Origin of the sequence: Vibrio aerogenes (assembly GCF_024346755.1) — a bacterium.
Taxonomy (GTDB): Bacteria; Pseudomonadota; Gammaproteobacteria; order Enterobacterales; family Vibrionaceae; genus Vibrio; species Vibrio aerogenes.
Genome location: NZ_AP024861.1, coordinates 3,202,535 through 3,216,565 on the forward strand (window position 1 = coordinate 3,202,535; position 14,031 = coordinate 3,216,565).

At 43.6% G+C, this 14,031-nt stretch carries 12 protein-coding genes; 1 reads left to right on the plus strand and 11 read right to left on the minus strand.

Annotated features, from left to right (window positions below; translation table 11 throughout):
• Positions 1-73: 73 nt before the first annotated feature.
• The 6 genes from OCV29_RS14195 to OCV29_RS14220 form a co-directional block, all read right to left on the minus strand.
• Positions 74-1,324, minus strand: coding sequence for a glutamate-5-semialdehyde dehydrogenase (locus tag OCV29_RS14195; protein WP_073602515.1), 1,251 nt, complete (start codon positions 1,322-1,324; stop codon positions 74-76).
• A 14-nt stretch (positions 1,325-1,338) separates the two neighbouring features.
• Positions 1,339-2,475: a glutamate 5-kinase gene (gene proB, locus OCV29_RS14200; protein ID WP_073602516.1), complete on the minus strand. Its 1,137-nt coding sequence runs from the start codon at positions 2,473-2,475 to the stop codon at positions 1,339-1,341.
• Between the two features lie 110 nt (positions 2,476-2,585).
• Positions 2,586-2,975 (minus strand): sigma factor-binding protein Crl, encoded by a 390-nt coding sequence (crl, locus tag OCV29_RS14205; protein WP_073602517.1) that lies wholly within the window; start codon positions 2,973-2,975, stop codon positions 2,586-2,588.
• Positions 2,976-3,070: 95 nt separating this feature from the next.
• Entirely contained in the window at positions 3,071-4,315 is a 1,245-nt protein-coding gene (gene frsA / locus OCV29_RS14210) for an esterase FrsA (RefSeq protein WP_073602518.1), read from the minus strand.
• 322 nt (positions 4,316-4,637) lie between these two features.
• Positions 4,638-5,102: a xanthine phosphoribosyltransferase gene (gene gpt, locus OCV29_RS14215; RefSeq protein WP_073602519.1), complete on the minus strand. Its 465-nt coding sequence runs from the start codon at positions 5,100-5,102 to the stop codon at positions 4,638-4,640.
• Between the two features lie 28 nt (positions 5,103-5,130).
• Complete coding sequence (locus OCV29_RS14220; protein WP_073602520.1) at positions 5,131-6,423, minus strand: NCS2 family permease; 1,293 nt, start codon at positions 6,421-6,423, stop codon at positions 5,131-5,133.
• An 829-nt stretch (positions 6,424-7,252) separates the two neighbouring features.
• Here OCV29_RS14220 and OCV29_RS14225 point away from each other — a divergent pair.
• On the plus strand, positions 7,253-8,749 hold the full coding sequence (locus OCV29_RS14225) for an aminoacyl-histidine dipeptidase (protein ID WP_073602521.1): 1,497 nt from the start codon (positions 7,253-7,255) through the stop codon (positions 8,747-8,749).
• A gap of 61 nt (positions 8,750-8,810) precedes the next feature.
• Here the strand turns inward: OCV29_RS14225 and OCV29_RS14230 are convergent, their stop codons facing one another.
• The 5 genes from OCV29_RS14230 to OCV29_RS14250 form a co-directional block, all read right to left on the minus strand.
• Entirely contained in the window at positions 8,811-10,172 is a 1,362-nt protein-coding gene (locus OCV29_RS14230) for a sodium-dependent transporter (protein ID WP_073602522.1), read from the minus strand.
• Between the two features lie 225 nt (positions 10,173-10,397).
• Positions 10,398-11,468 (minus strand): DNA polymerase IV, encoded by a 1,071-nt coding sequence (dinB, locus tag OCV29_RS14235; protein ID WP_073602689.1) that lies wholly within the window; start codon positions 11,466-11,468, stop codon positions 10,398-10,400.
• A gap of 11 nt (positions 11,469-11,479) precedes the next feature.
• Entirely contained in the window at positions 11,480-12,553 is a 1,074-nt protein-coding gene (locus OCV29_RS14240) for a PA0069 family radical SAM protein (protein WP_073602523.1), read from the minus strand.
• 142 nt (positions 12,554-12,695) lie between these two features.
• On the minus strand, positions 12,696-12,929 hold the full coding sequence (gene nqrM, locus OCV29_RS14245; RefSeq protein ID WP_073602524.1) for a (Na+)-NQR maturation NqrM: 234 nt from the start codon (positions 12,927-12,929) through the stop codon (positions 12,696-12,698).
• Positions 12,930-12,944: 15 nt separating this feature from the next.
• Entirely contained in the window at positions 12,945-13,952 is a 1,008-nt protein-coding gene (locus tag OCV29_RS14250) for an FAD:protein FMN transferase (RefSeq protein WP_073602690.1), read from the minus strand.
• Between the last annotated feature and the right edge of the window lie 79 nt (positions 13,953-14,031).

The following is a 14,031-nucleotide window of genomic DNA, read 5'->3' on the forward strand; positions in this document are numbered from 1 at the left end:
ATTAACCTGAATACAGTTAACCTGAATACAGAGTTCACCGGAACAATCACCTTAGTGGTATGTTCCGGAAAATTTAGCTACGACTCAGGTAATCAGCCCGGCCCACCCATTTATAACTGGTTAATGCGTCCAGCCCCATCGGACCACGCGCATGTAGTTTCTGAGTTGAAACCGCCACTTCGGCTCCGAGACCAAACTGAGCCCCATCGGTAAAACGGGTTGATGCATTCACATAAACCGCAGCTGAATCCACAGAATTCACGAAAAGCTCCGCATGACTCAATGTATTTGTCAAAATAGCATCTGAGTGGCTGGCGTTGTGAACCCGCATGTGCAAAATGGCGTCTTCAACATCCTTAACAACTTTGACACCTAAAGTATATGACAGCCATTCGGTATCAAAATCACCTGCTTCAGCATTTCTGAACTTAGCTGCGCACGAAAGCCATTGATGGGTATTTTCCGCCCCGACAAATGTCACTTTGTCCGACATTCTTGTAACCAGAGCCGGTATAAATTTGTCGGCTATTGATTCATGCACTAAAAGCGTATCCAGAGCATTACAGGCTGATGGGCGTTGCAGTTTTGCATTCTCAATAATATCCAGTGAATCATTCACGGCTGCGGAATCATCCACAAAAATATGACTGATTCCAAATCCACCGATAATAACCGGAATCGTACTGTTCTCGCGACACATCTGATGGAGTCCGGCTCCGCCACGCGGAATAATCATATCAACATATTGATCAAGTTTGAGCAACTCACTGACCAGTTGACGATCAGGCTTCTCAATATATTGAACAGAGGCGGCAGGAAAATCAGCTTTGGCTAAAGCCGTCTGAATGACTTTGACCAGCGCCATATTGGAATAAAAAGTTTCTTTACCACCGCGAAGAATAGATGCATTACCAGTTTTCAGACAAAGAGAAGCAATATCAATTGTCACATTAGGACGTGCTTCATAAATCACACCAACAACACCTAACGGCACCGCACGTTTGGATAAAGCCATCCCGTTTGGTAAGACCCGCCCGTCAAACTCACAACCCACAGGATCATTTAATCCAATCACATTGCGTACATCTCCGGCAATTCCTGCAAGGCGCTCCGGGTTCAGTAACAGCCGGTCAAGCAATGCTTCGCTCATCCCGGCTTGACGCCCCAACTCAATATCTTTGCTATTTGCAGCTAAAATCGCATCAGAGTGAACTTCTAACTCAGAAGCGATTAGTTCCAGCGCCCGGTTTTTTTGTGTCGTTGTCGCTGTAGATAAATGATAAGCGGCTTCTTTAGCAGCCTTCCCCATTTGTATTAAATCCACGATACACTTCCCTTTTATTCCTGAATCACTACCATATCATCACGATGAATGACTTCGGAGCCATAATCATGACCAAGAATATCATTTATATCTTTACTGTGCTTACCCCGAATTTGTTCAAGGTCATAACTTGAATAAGCAGAGATACCACGGGCAATTGTTTTCCCGTGAGCATCAGAAATCCGGGCAACATCCCCCCGGGCAAATACGCCATTGACTTTTATAATCCCTTTGGCGAGCAAGCTGCTTCCTTTACTCAGAACCGCTTCAACAGCACCGTCATCGATCACGATATCTCCTGAAGCAATTGGACCGGCCAGAATCCAGCGTTTACGGTTTTCTAATGCTTCTTCCAGCGGCAGGAAACGGGTTCCCTGAGGCTTATCAGTCAAGGAGTCAGAAATAACATTTGGCGCTCTGCCGGCCGCAATAATCACTTCAATTCCGGCTCTGCGGGCAATATCAGCAGCCTGAAGCTTTGTTGCCATGCCACCAGTCCCGAGTGTCGTTCCGCTGTCACCAGCAATTTTGCGCAAAGTATCATCTATTTTCTTCACTTCACGGATTAATTCAGCGTTTGGATCTTTTCTGGGATCGGCAGTAAACAAACCTTTTTGATCGGTCAAAAGCAATAATTTATCTGCACTACACAAAATCCCGACCAAAGCAGACAGATTGTCATTATCTCCTACTTTAATTTCAGCAGTTGCAATCGCATCGTTTTCATTCACAACTGGAATAATATCATTATTAATTAATGCATTAACTGTATCTCTGGCATTAAGAAAGCGCTCCCGATCATCCAAATCAGCCCGGGTTAAAAGGATCTGACCTATTTTAATTCCGTAAATATCAAATAAAGATTCCCAGGTTTGTATCAAATGACTTTGTCCAACGGCTGCAAGCAACTGTTTACTGGCAATTGTATTAATGAGTGCGGGATAATTCAGATGTTCACGACCAGCTGCAATAGCTCCGGATGAAACGATGACAACAGAATGACCTTGCTTTTTCAGCGCTGCACATTGTCGGACAAGTTCAACCATATGAGCCCGGTCAAGGGCAAGTGTTCCCCCTGTCAATACACTGGTACCAAGCTTGATAATGACAGTTTGTGACTGAGACGATTGCTCACATTGATCTAAAGACATTGTTATTCAATTCTAAGGGAAATCAGAATACACGTTTTAACAATCAAAAGAGGAATTAACAAGCGAAAAAGGTGCCGGATGGCACCTTTTCTATAAGAAAAGACAACCTTTTACTTTGTTTCAACCAGAGGCTCAACAATTTTTACATCACAACTAAATTTATCACGAAGCATTTTGACTAATTTTTCATGGAAGACCTCTCTGGTTCTGATCACTTCTTCCATAACGACCTCCTCTGGTGTTTCATCCACCCATTTACCTTCCAAATCGAAACGACCGGTCGCATAACTTGCTTCAAACAAATTATTGTCAAATTTCAACGCCATCCACCATCCCCAAAACTCCCTTTGCTCAGGTGATTGCTTATCATCAATACATACAGCTAAACAGTCGAAAAGATAAACACCGTCATTATATTTTTCTTCTCTCAGATAAGGCCCTAATGATTTAAATGCGATATTCAACCGATGATGAGTAGGTTCCTTCACTAACTGTGACATATGGACTCTCCCTATATACTTACAGAACGTTGAATACATGCCAAAAGCATGTATTCAACGAGTTACATGCTTTGTAACGAAAACAAAAGCAATTGTCACTTAATTAGTTTATTTTCCAACCAGTTTATCGCTAAACCGAGGGCTTGCTCATATCCTGAAAGTAATGTTCTGGATTTTATTTCTTTTGCTCTTCCATTCGCACTGAACATCGCAACAAGTTGATTGTCTGAATATGGAGAAACCACATCGCCTTCAAGCCCCAAAGCAAGAATAGGTGTTGATGTCTTACGCCCTCCAAGAAATCCCTGTGTTTTTAAGGACCACGCTTTCAATTGCTTTGACAGACTATCAATATCAACCACGTCTTTTCCCAGACGGGAAGCAAGAACATCCAGGTACATTTTAGGCATTTTCATTAATTGTTCAGGGGAGGACAATATATCGTGAATTGGTGCGCCTAAAGTAACACAAGCTCTGACCTTTGCCGGTTCTATAAACGATAGCCGGGTCATCGCATTGCCACCAAAACGAAAGCCGACCAGCCCGACACGGTGGTGATCCACCCAAGGTAATCCAGACAGCTGATTCAAAACAGCCTGATGTAGTACAGAGGTATCTTCTGTTAACTGCCAGCCGGAATTATACCCAATTGACGGCATATCAATCGTCAACATCGCGATATCAAGTTCAGCCAGATAATCCCTGAAAAGACGCCACATATCAGTCTGCAAACTGTCAAGACCCGCACTGACAATCACAACAGGATGAGGTTTTTCAGTATTCGATAAGTGCAAATGTCCGATGATTTTTTTATTTTTGTATGGAAATTCAAGCTGTTTCACAATGTAAGATGAAAGCTCTGCGGCTTCAGTATAAGCGGAACTGGCTAACGCTTGTGCCTGAATCGCCAGATTATCATTCTTTAGATGAGGATAACCCGCAATGCTGTAACACAAAGAAGCAGAAAAAAGCTTTTCTGCTGCAGCATTTCCTTCCAACTCAGATGACTCCTGATGATAACGCATACCAAGGCGGTTCCACTCATAAGCCCAGTTTCCTCCCCGGTAGCCCATCACAGTATCCAGCCAGCTATCAACTGTTCTTGTATGACCGGAAGAAGCGATTCGGGCCAGCACTTCCTCCTGATCAACAGGATTGAGTCCCTCCCATGCCCAAAGCATTCTCCTGAGCGTACGGTACCAGGCACCGTCGTTTGAGATCTTAGCATCAATATAAGGTTGACTACTTGGCATATAGCGGGTCAGCGCTGATGTTTCTTTTGCGGGTTTATGGTTAGAGAAGAGTTTTTCAGATAGATTCTTGCTTCTGTTTTTCAGCATTTTTCAAACCTTAGAAGAATAGCGGGACACCATAACATTGAAACGATGACTGATGGGTCATCTGAAGTTTTACTTACAATATAAACCGTATCAGTTATCCCCGAAAACCAATGATACTCAAACCACCTGACGATACTGGTTTAAGTATAGTCTTAAACTACATTATCTCAGGATACATTGCTTCTTATCAAATGAAGTAAAAACGCGGCGAAATTCCCGAAAAAATGCCACACAGAACGGATTAAGCAAACAAGAATGGATTTGACAGGCTCAGAAGAAAACGGTTCAGAGAGAAAAAAGGCCCTGGGGAAGGGCCATTTTCTTATTTCAGTTTGCGATTCACAGGTTCGACGAAATGAATCGCTGTGTCCCATGGTTGTTCAATCCATGTATCCTGTGGAATATCAACCACGTAGTCATCTACCAACTCTTTACCAGCGGGTTTTGCACAGACAGTGATCAATTTTGCTTTGGGATACATTTCACGGATTTTGCGTGCAGTATCACCACTATCCACCAGATCATCGACAATCAGGAACCCTTCACCATCATGTTCCGGAGCTTTTAAGACGCTCATATCACGCTGATGATCATGGTCATAACTTGAGATACAAATTGTATCAACGTACCGAATACCTAATTCACGGGCAAGAATCGCAACAGGTACCAAACCACCCCGACTCACACCAATCAAGCCTTTCCATTGCTCCGCAGGCATTTGTCTTTCAGCAAGTTCTCGACAATACATCTGCATATTATCCCAAGTAATCAGAAACTTTTTACTCATACATCCGTCCAGTTGTTTCTTCTGCTCTTTACGCAACTATATATTTTACAGCAAAAATGACAGCCATCACCCATACACTTGATGTGACAGTTGACACTCTGCCACTAAACAGCTTAATCACTGCATAAGAAATAAAGCCCATCGAGATACCCTCAGCAATTGAAGATGTCAGAGGCATCATCAAACAAGTGATAACAACAGGAGCAGCTTCAGTCAGGTCATGCCAGTCAATATGAACCAATCCAGACAACATCAGGATCGATACATACAATAACGCACCCGCTGTTGCATAGGCAGGAATCATTCCCGCAAGTGGCGCAAAAAACAGAGCCAGTAAAAAAAGTACACCGACAACAACAGCAGTCAAACCAGTTCTTCCGCCAGCAGCGACGCCAGATGCACTTTCTATGTAAGAAGTCGTATTTGATGTACCAAGAACTGCACCGACAGCAGTCGCCGATGAATCAGCCAACAACGCACGGTTCAGCCGTGGAATCTTTCCATCTTTGCCAATAAGATCGGCTTTTTGCGCCACACCAACCAGCGTTCCGGCTGTATCAAATAAATCGACAAATAAAAATGCAAACACAACTGAAACCATACCAATATCAGTCAGTGCTGAAAAATCCAGTTGCATAAATGTTGGCGCGATGCTCGGTGGCAATGAGACAAGCTGGCCAGCCCACTTCACATTACCCAAAACAAGGCCCAGCGCACTAATTGCCAGAATAGATATCATGACAGCACCAGTGACATTACGGTATACCAGTGCAATCGTCAGGAAGAAGCCAAGCGCGCCTAAAACACAGGGAAGAGAAGTAATCGCACCAAGCGAAACAAGCGTTGCCGGATTATCGACAATAATGCCCGCATTTTTCAGCGCAATAAATGCCAGAAAAAGCCCGATTCCCGCTGATATTCCGGTTCTCAAAGACATCGGAATTGAGTTAATAATCCACTCACGAATTTTAAACAGGCTCAATAAGATAAACAACAGACCTGAAACGAAAACAGCAGCTAAAGCAACCTGCCATGAATACCCCATACCCAACACAACCGTGTAAGTAAAGAAGGCATTCAATCCCATTCCGGGAGCAAGCGCAATTGGGTAATTAGCAACAAAGCCCATGATAAAACATCCGACAGCTGCAGCAAGGCAGGTGGCCACAAATACAGCACCCCGATCCATACCGGTATCAGCAAGAATCGCCGGATTTACAAAAATAATATAAGCCATTGTTAAAAAGGTAGTAACACCCGCAATGACCTCTGTGCGCATGTCAGTGCCATGCTCACTAAGTTTAAAGAGTTTTTCTAACATACTCAGATCCCTGTATGTAAAGTTCAAGTAAACGGTTGCGGCAACGATTGGGGGGCGATTATAGAGATTAACCCCCATAAATTCCAGATGAAATCATTTTGCACTACGCTTTCACTCAATAGATAAACAAGTAATTACCTATAGTTCAGACAGATAAGATTTATACCCAAGTGACCTCAAGATGCATGTTCAGCGAGAGTTGATTGGCTTCTGACCAAGGCACTGATTTGTAAACATAGTCATTCTACGTTGAAAATCAGTAACACAGGGCAGGAGCCAATCAATCTCGCCCTTCGGGAGCGCATAAATAAAAAAACGCCACATCAAATAATGTGGCGATGGATTCGCAGCAGATAAATTTCTGCTCACTATAATAAATTCTTCCAAAAATAGGGGTAAACATAATGTCCGAACTAAAATTTCCATTGAACCTCAGCTGTCAACAGATAACAAACGGCGAACTGAAAACCTCATCCCATCGGTCAAAAATGGCGGGAAAGTTCCTGTGCACCTATCTTTTCAAGGAACAAACAAAACTTTTACAGACGATCACAAATATACCATAAAGAAATTTAATTACAATAAAATACTCACCAGAGGCAATAAACAAGCAAAAAAGTGACAAAAAATAATCATTTGGTAATTTAATTACCAAACAAAAGACTTTATCTCAAACAGACAACGTGCGATATAAATTTAATGCAAGCCTCACCTTCTATCAGAGAACTGAAGGGAGTAATATGCTTCCATTACTCATTCAATGATATGAATACCCCTGCTTTCAGAAGTCAGGGTCTGTTATTTCTTTTTATATTAGAAGGAGCTTTCTGTGTCTGAACCGCAATCTGAAATTAGTCAACTTTCTCCCCGGAGCGTCTGGCATTTCTTTGACAAAATCTGTTCCATTCCACATCCATCTCATCACGAAGAAGCGCTTGCGGCATATATTGTTGACTGGGCTCAGTCCGCTAACCTCAATGTGCGCAGAGATCCAACAGGAAATATCTTCATTCGTAAACCTGCGACAGCAGGTATGGAAAACCGTAAAGGTGTCATTCTTCAGGCTCATATCGATATGGTGCCACAAAAAAATGAAGAGACGTCCCATGATTTCACCAAAGATCCGATTCAGCCCTATATTGATGGAGAATGGGTCAAAGCCCGTGGTACAACCCTTGGTGCGGACAACGGGATCGGTATGGCGAGCTGCCTGGCAGTTCTGGCGTCTTCTGATATCAGCCATGGACCACTTGAAGTGCTGTTAACTATCAATGAAGAAGCGGGTATGGAAGGCGCGTTCGGACTTGAGCCTGGTTATCTGGCCGGAGAGATATTACTGAATACAGATTCAGAACAGGAAGGAGAAGTCTATGTTGGTTGCGCCGGCGGCATTGATAGTAAAATATCATTCGAAATTCACCGTCAGGCTATCCCTGACAGTTTTGTCACCCGTAAATTATCGCTGAAAGGCCTGAAAGGCGGCCATTCCGGTTGTGATATTCACTTGGGCCGGGGAAATGCCAATAAGATAATGGGCCGCTTTTTAGCCAACCATGCGGAGTCATTACAATTACGTTTGGTGGATTTTACCGGCGGAAGTCTGCGAAATGCAATACCAAGGGAAGCAACGATTACCGTCAGTTTACCTGAATCCCTTGCCAGCGAACTCACCACTGCATTTGATGAATTTACATCGCTGATAAGACAAGAATTATCAAAAACTGAAGAAAACATTTCATCTGAAATCAAGCATATTGAACCAAGTGAAATCAATCGCCAGGCTTTTGATACACATACCCAACAACGTTTTATTGCAACGCTGAATGCCTGCCCGAATGGTGTGGTACGTATGAGTGATGATATCGATGGCGTAGTAGAAACATCACTCAACATCGGCGTCATCCAGACAGAGGAATCAACCGTTTCTATTATGGGACTGATTCGCTCCTTAATCGATTCCGGTCGACAGCAGGTTGAAAGTACACTGACATCCCTTGCAAATCTGGCAGCCGCTAATATTGAACTGAGCGGCGCTTATCCGGGATGGAAGCCTGATACGGATTCAGAAATTGTCGCTATCTTCAGGGATAAGTACAACGCAATGTATGGTCATAAACCAAACATTATGGTCATTCATGCCGGATTAGAATGCGGTCTGTTCAAGAAACCGTATCCGGATGTCGATATGCTGTCCTTTGGGCCAACCATCAAAAACCCTCATTCACCTGATGAGCAGGTAAAAACCGAGACCGTAAAACAGTTTTGGGACCAAATGGTCAATATTCTGGCATGCATTCCGGAGAAAACTGCTGCAACCACAGCTTAATAAGCCAATGATTGAATGCCTGTATCCAGGCATTCAATTCCAGCCATGATTTGACTGAACGTCAGGACGATAAAGCGCCCCACAGTACTGTAATCACCAACAACGGACAAACAAATTTGACATATACTGGCCATAGTTTCCCGAACCAGTGTTGAGCGTATTCAGGAAATCCCTGCTCCAGCTCTTCAATTTTTGACCTTCGGCTCCAGACCCATCCACCAAACAGACAAAACATTAATGCAGCCAGAGGCTGAAGGTATTGTGTCGCCACTTTCACAACCAAACCAAATAACGCAGAGAAATTTAACAAAATCACAATACTGCCAACCGCGATAAACCCACCAAGAATCCAGGTGGTCAGACTTCTGCCAACCTGAAGACGTTCACTGACCAGAGAAACCGGACACTCCAGCATAGAAATCGAAGAGGTTAATGCTGCAATTGTCAGCAACAGAAAGAAGACTGCTGAGAATATTTGCCCCCAGATCCCTAAACTGTCAAACATCATTGGCAACACACGGAAAACAAGCGTATCAGCATTGAGTAAATGCCCATCAGATGCGTAGATTTCCACACCATTTTTCATTGCAACAAACATCGCAGGCATAACAACCAAACCAGCAATAAATGCCACACCAGTATCAACCAGTGTCACACTCATCGCCATTTTTGGCAGGTTCTCTTTTTTGCTCAGATATGAACCATAAATGAGCATAGAACAGCCACCGATCGTCAGAGAGAAAAATCCTTGACCCATTGCGGCCAGAATTAAATCTTTATCCCACACTTTTGAAAAATCGGGAATCAGATACTGCTTCAGGCCATCTATTGCTCCATCCTGCATCAGGATATAAATAAATAAAACCGCAAACAGAATAAACAGTGCAGGCATTAAACGGGTGGACCACTTTTCAATCCCCTGCTTCACCCCCCCCTGCACAATCAAAATAGTCAGCACATAAAATATAAGGGTGCCAAGTAAATTCCGGCCAACAGAAAATGTTTCCAGCCATGTGCCATCCCCGAAAAAACCGCCGGCAAGCTTACTCAGTGAAGCAAGAAAGAAACATACAATCCAGCCACCAACAATACTGTAAAATGCCAGGACAACACTTGGTACGCTTAAACCAAGCCATCCAACACCGCTGCCGACTCTTTTAACAAAGGCTGAATCTGAAAGCGCCCGGACACTATCAACCGGATTCGCCTGCCCCTGACGCCCAATAGCCATCTCAACGACTAACATCGGAAAAGCAACAAATACGATCAGCAATAAATAAACCAACAAAAAGGCACCGCCACCGTTGCTGGCAACCTGTGTGGGAAATCCCCAAATATTCCCTAATCCGACAGCTGCACCCGATGCAGACAAAATAAACCCAAGACGTGATGCAAACAGATCACGGGAAGCAGATTGTGACATAGACCTTTACTCACATATCAATAAACTAGTCTGCGAGTACAGTAATACAAAAATGCATCAATCACAATTAATGACAGTTCAAAAAACTACATTTGACATAAAAAACATCATAGCAATCTGTCAATAAATATGAACACATCATAAAAACCTATGAAAAACAAAAAATGAAGTGCATGAGTTTTCTCTGTATAACACATGACTTTCATCGTCTCTCCTGCAGGCAGGTCAGATAGTTAAAAGAAGTTGTCTTGACTCCTCTTCTGGCTTTAACGTCAGATGAAGACCAATCAGCCGAATTTCTCTTCCTTGTTGACGCAACATAATCCGCTGTAAGAGTTGTTCAAAATCTTTCAGACTCAGGTCCTGATGAATGTGTTCAATCGTTGTCTGACGAAAGTCAGCAAATTTAATTTTGATGCCCTGTTTGATAATGTCTCTTTGCCCCTCCAATGCCTGATAACGTTTTTCTAACTCCGGATAAAGCTGATTCGTAATTAAATCCAGACATTCATGATAGGTTTTAATATTGACTGATAAAGTCCTTTCGACCCCAACAGACTTTCTTTCTCTTTCCGGTGTCACTTCTCTTTCATCAATCCCGTGACTTTTTTTCCATAAAGATGCACCTAAACGGCCAAAATTCCGTAAGAGTTGCCGGTAATCGGATGCACGAACATCTGCACAGCAATAGAGACCAGCCTGATTCAACCGTGCAGATGAAACACGGCCGACCCCGGGTATTTTTTCCAGGGGAAGATCATCGATAACCTGTTGCATTCTGTCCGGTGTAATCACATATAAGCCATCAGGTTTGTTCACCTCAGATGCGACTTTCGCAAGAAACTTGACCGGTGCAACACCAGCTGAGGCCGTCAAATGCAATTCACGAAAGATATCGGCTCTGATTGATTCTGCAATCAATGTTGCAGACCCCTGGCATTGCGTTGCAGCAGAAACATCTAAATAGGCTTCATCTAATGACAACGGCTCAATCAGCGTCGTATAACGCTGAAATATGGCATGTATTTGCCGGGATACATCCCTGTAAACCTGCATCCGTCCGGGAACCAGGGTCAGGTTACGACACAGTTTAAAAGCTTGTGCTGTTGGCATCGCGGAACGCACGCCATATCGCCGGGCCTCATAGTTACAGGTACTGATCACCCCCCGCTGTTTCTGGCTTCCTCCCACGGCAAGCGGCACACCTTTGTACTCAGGGAAGTCCCTCATCTCAACCGCCGCAAAAAAACAGTCCATATCGATGTGTATAATTTTCCTGTTCCGCCGGGACGTCATCATATTCACCTCTAAAACAGACAATACTGTTCTCCGGGCTCAGGCGGTACAGAAAACTGACTGACATCTAATGAATGACTTCGCTTCTGGTGTGACAGCCCAGCCTGCTTTATTGCCAGATGAAAACGCTGTCGGATCAAGTCTGCATATACTCCCGTTCCTGTCATTCTTGTCCCAAATTCACTCCGGTACAAACGCCCCTGATGCATGTCACGAATCCGGTTTAAAACCCGATCAGCTCTTTCTGGCAGATAATGTCTCAACCATTCTTCAAATAACGGCGCAACTTCATGCGGAAGACGTAAAGAAATATAGTAAACCGAACAAGCGCCAGCTGAAGCGCAAGCAGAAATAATGCTTTCTAACTCATGGTCATTCACAAATGGAATCACAGGGGCAAAGAGTGCACTCACCGGAATACCATGAGAACTTAAAGATTCAACGATTTTTAAGCGGCTGGTACCAGAAGCGGCACGGGGCTCCAGTTGCCGCTTTAATTGATTATCAAGTGTTGTAATGCTCACAGCAACCTGGACAAGGTTTGCTTCAGCTAAGGGTTGTAACAGATCAATATCACGTAAAATCAGATGACTTTTCGTAATCAAAGAGACTGGTTGCTTGTATTTCAGGGCAATTTTCAGCAGTGATCGGGTAATTTTGAGCTTTTTCTCTGCAGGTTGATAAGCATCCGTATTGATCCCGACAGCAATCGGCTGACAGACATATCGCGGATGTCTGAGTTCCTGTTCAAAAACTTCAGCTGCATTAATTTTGGCAATAATTTTAGTTTCAAAATCCAGTCCGGGAGAGAGTTCAAGATATGCATGTCCGGGGCGGGCAAAACAATAAATACATCCATGCTCACATCCCCGGTAAGGATTTACAGAAAGGTTGAAGGGAACATCAGGAGAATCATTTTTTGAAATAAGTGTCCGGGCCTGTTCAAAACGAATTTCAGTTGATAAAGCTGAATCGACAGGCGCCTCATATGGAACCGACTCAATCAGATAACGTTCGAACCTTCCCGGAATTTGAGAAGATGTTCCACGTCCATGGCGGTTGTTTCTTGATTTTGATTCAGACATAGCAGCAACAAACTGTTTATTTATACAGTATTATAGCTATTCCTCATTCTCCTTCAACATTCTTTATCGCAACTCATACACCACAAAAAATGAGCTGACCGGAAGACCCGGACAGCTCATCCAATGCATCTCAGGGAAACGTCTAAACAATTCTGTCACTTTCCCACTCAGCAAGCTTTTGTGCCCTTGCTGCAGCCTTCGCTTCACGCTTCTTACGGGCATCGCAGGGTTCAGGGCAGTTACACACTTTATCAACCCCGACAGCCCCCAAACCACCACAGCTTCCACTTACCATTTTTCTCTGAAAAATATAGCCCACGGCCATTGCCGCGATAATTAACAGAAACATTCCAAATGTAATCAAGAAAGTACTCATAATCTTTACCTCTTATCAGTGCTTTAAGTAAGGTTTGAAAGCACTGGATGAGACTTCAGTAAACCCATTCTCAGTTTTAACAATTATTAATACCGGAATATCATACCGTTCAGCAATTTTGATGCTTTTCTCATGGCCTAACACCATAAAGCCTGTCGCCAATCCGTCTGCGGTCATCGTTGATTTATCGATCACTGTGACAGAAACAACCTTATTGGTTATCGGCTTCTCCGTCACCGGATCGATGATATGAGAATAACGAATGCCATCTTGCTCAAAATAGTTTCGGTAATCCCCGGAAGTTGCAATCCCCATATTTCCCGGCTCAATGATTTCCTGTACCGAATGCTGATCAACAGCAGGCTTCTCAATCGCAATACGCCATGGATGACCATTCAGCTTTTGACCACGGGTCCGGATTTCCCCGCCAATTTCGACCATAAAATTGTTTACATTCAGGGAAATCAGATAGTCTGAAATGACATCAACGCCCCATCCTTTCGCGATGGAAGACAAATCAACATACAACGCAGGTATATCCTTTTGAATCCCCTGTTCTGTCAGATGCAGGTGGTGAACCCCAACACGTTTGCGCAGTGATGCAAGCTCATTTTCAGAAGGCACAACTTCTGGTCGCCCTTCCGGACCAAATCCCCATAAATTTACCAAAGGACCCACCGTGACATCCAATGCTCCCTGAGTCACCTGATTCAGACGCATTGCCTCTTTCACCACTGTATACAACTGCGGAGAAACCAAAACCGGATCGGTTCCCTGATACTGATTGAAGCGACTTAATTCAGACTTTTTGCGGTAAGTCGACATTTGATCGTTCACCGTTTCAAGCAATCCGTCTATCCCTGATTTTAGTTCTTCGGGAGCCAGTTTTGCCCTGTCATCGGCTAAATACTTAATATTATAGGATGTCCCCATTGTTGAACCATGAATGTGGACCAACTCAGGAGAACGCTCACATCCACTCAGTAAAGCAGATAAGGATAAGATAAGCAGAGTGGTTCTGATCAGCGTTTGTGTTAAAACAAACTGTTTCAGGCATTGCATAGTCAGATGTCCTGATGGTTGATACCTTCCAAACATAACC

What these genes read in the sequence shown, in the direction of transcription:
- frsA (WP_073602518.1), bottom strand. Translation starts at nt 4,315, where the DNA reads ATGCTGAAAAACAGAAGCAAGAATCTATCTGAAAAACTCTTCTCTAAC.
- gpt (WP_073602519.1), bottom strand. Translation starts at nt 5,102, where the DNA reads ATGAGTAAAAAGTTTCTGATTACTTGGGATAATATGCAGATGTATTGT.
- nqrM (WP_073602524.1), bottom strand. Translation starts at nt 12,929, where the DNA reads ATGAGTACTTTCTTGATTACATTTGGAATGTTTCTGTTAATTATCGCG.
- crl (WP_073602517.1), bottom strand. Translation starts at nt 2,975, where the DNA reads ATGTCACAGTTAGTGAAGGAACCTACTCATCATCGGTTGAATATCGCA.
- OCV29_RS14230 (WP_073602522.1), bottom strand. Translation starts at nt 10,172, where the DNA reads ATGTCACAATCTGCTTCCCGTGATCTGTTTGCATCACGTCTTGGGTTT.
- OCV29_RS14220 (WP_073602520.1), bottom strand. Translation starts at nt 6,423, where the DNA reads ATGTTAGAAAAACTCTTTAAACTTAGTGAGCATGGCACTGACATGCGC.
- dinB (WP_073602689.1), bottom strand. Translation starts at nt 11,468, where the DNA reads ATGACGTCCCGGCGGAACAGGAAAATTATACACATCGATATGGACTGT.
- OCV29_RS14240 (WP_073602523.1), bottom strand. Translation starts at nt 12,553, where the DNA reads ATGTCTGAATCAAAATCAAGAAACAACCGCCATGGACGTGGAACATCT.
- proB (WP_073602516.1), bottom strand. Translation starts at nt 2,475, where the DNA reads ATGTCTTTAGATCAATGTGAGCAATCGTCTCAGTCACAAACTGTCATT.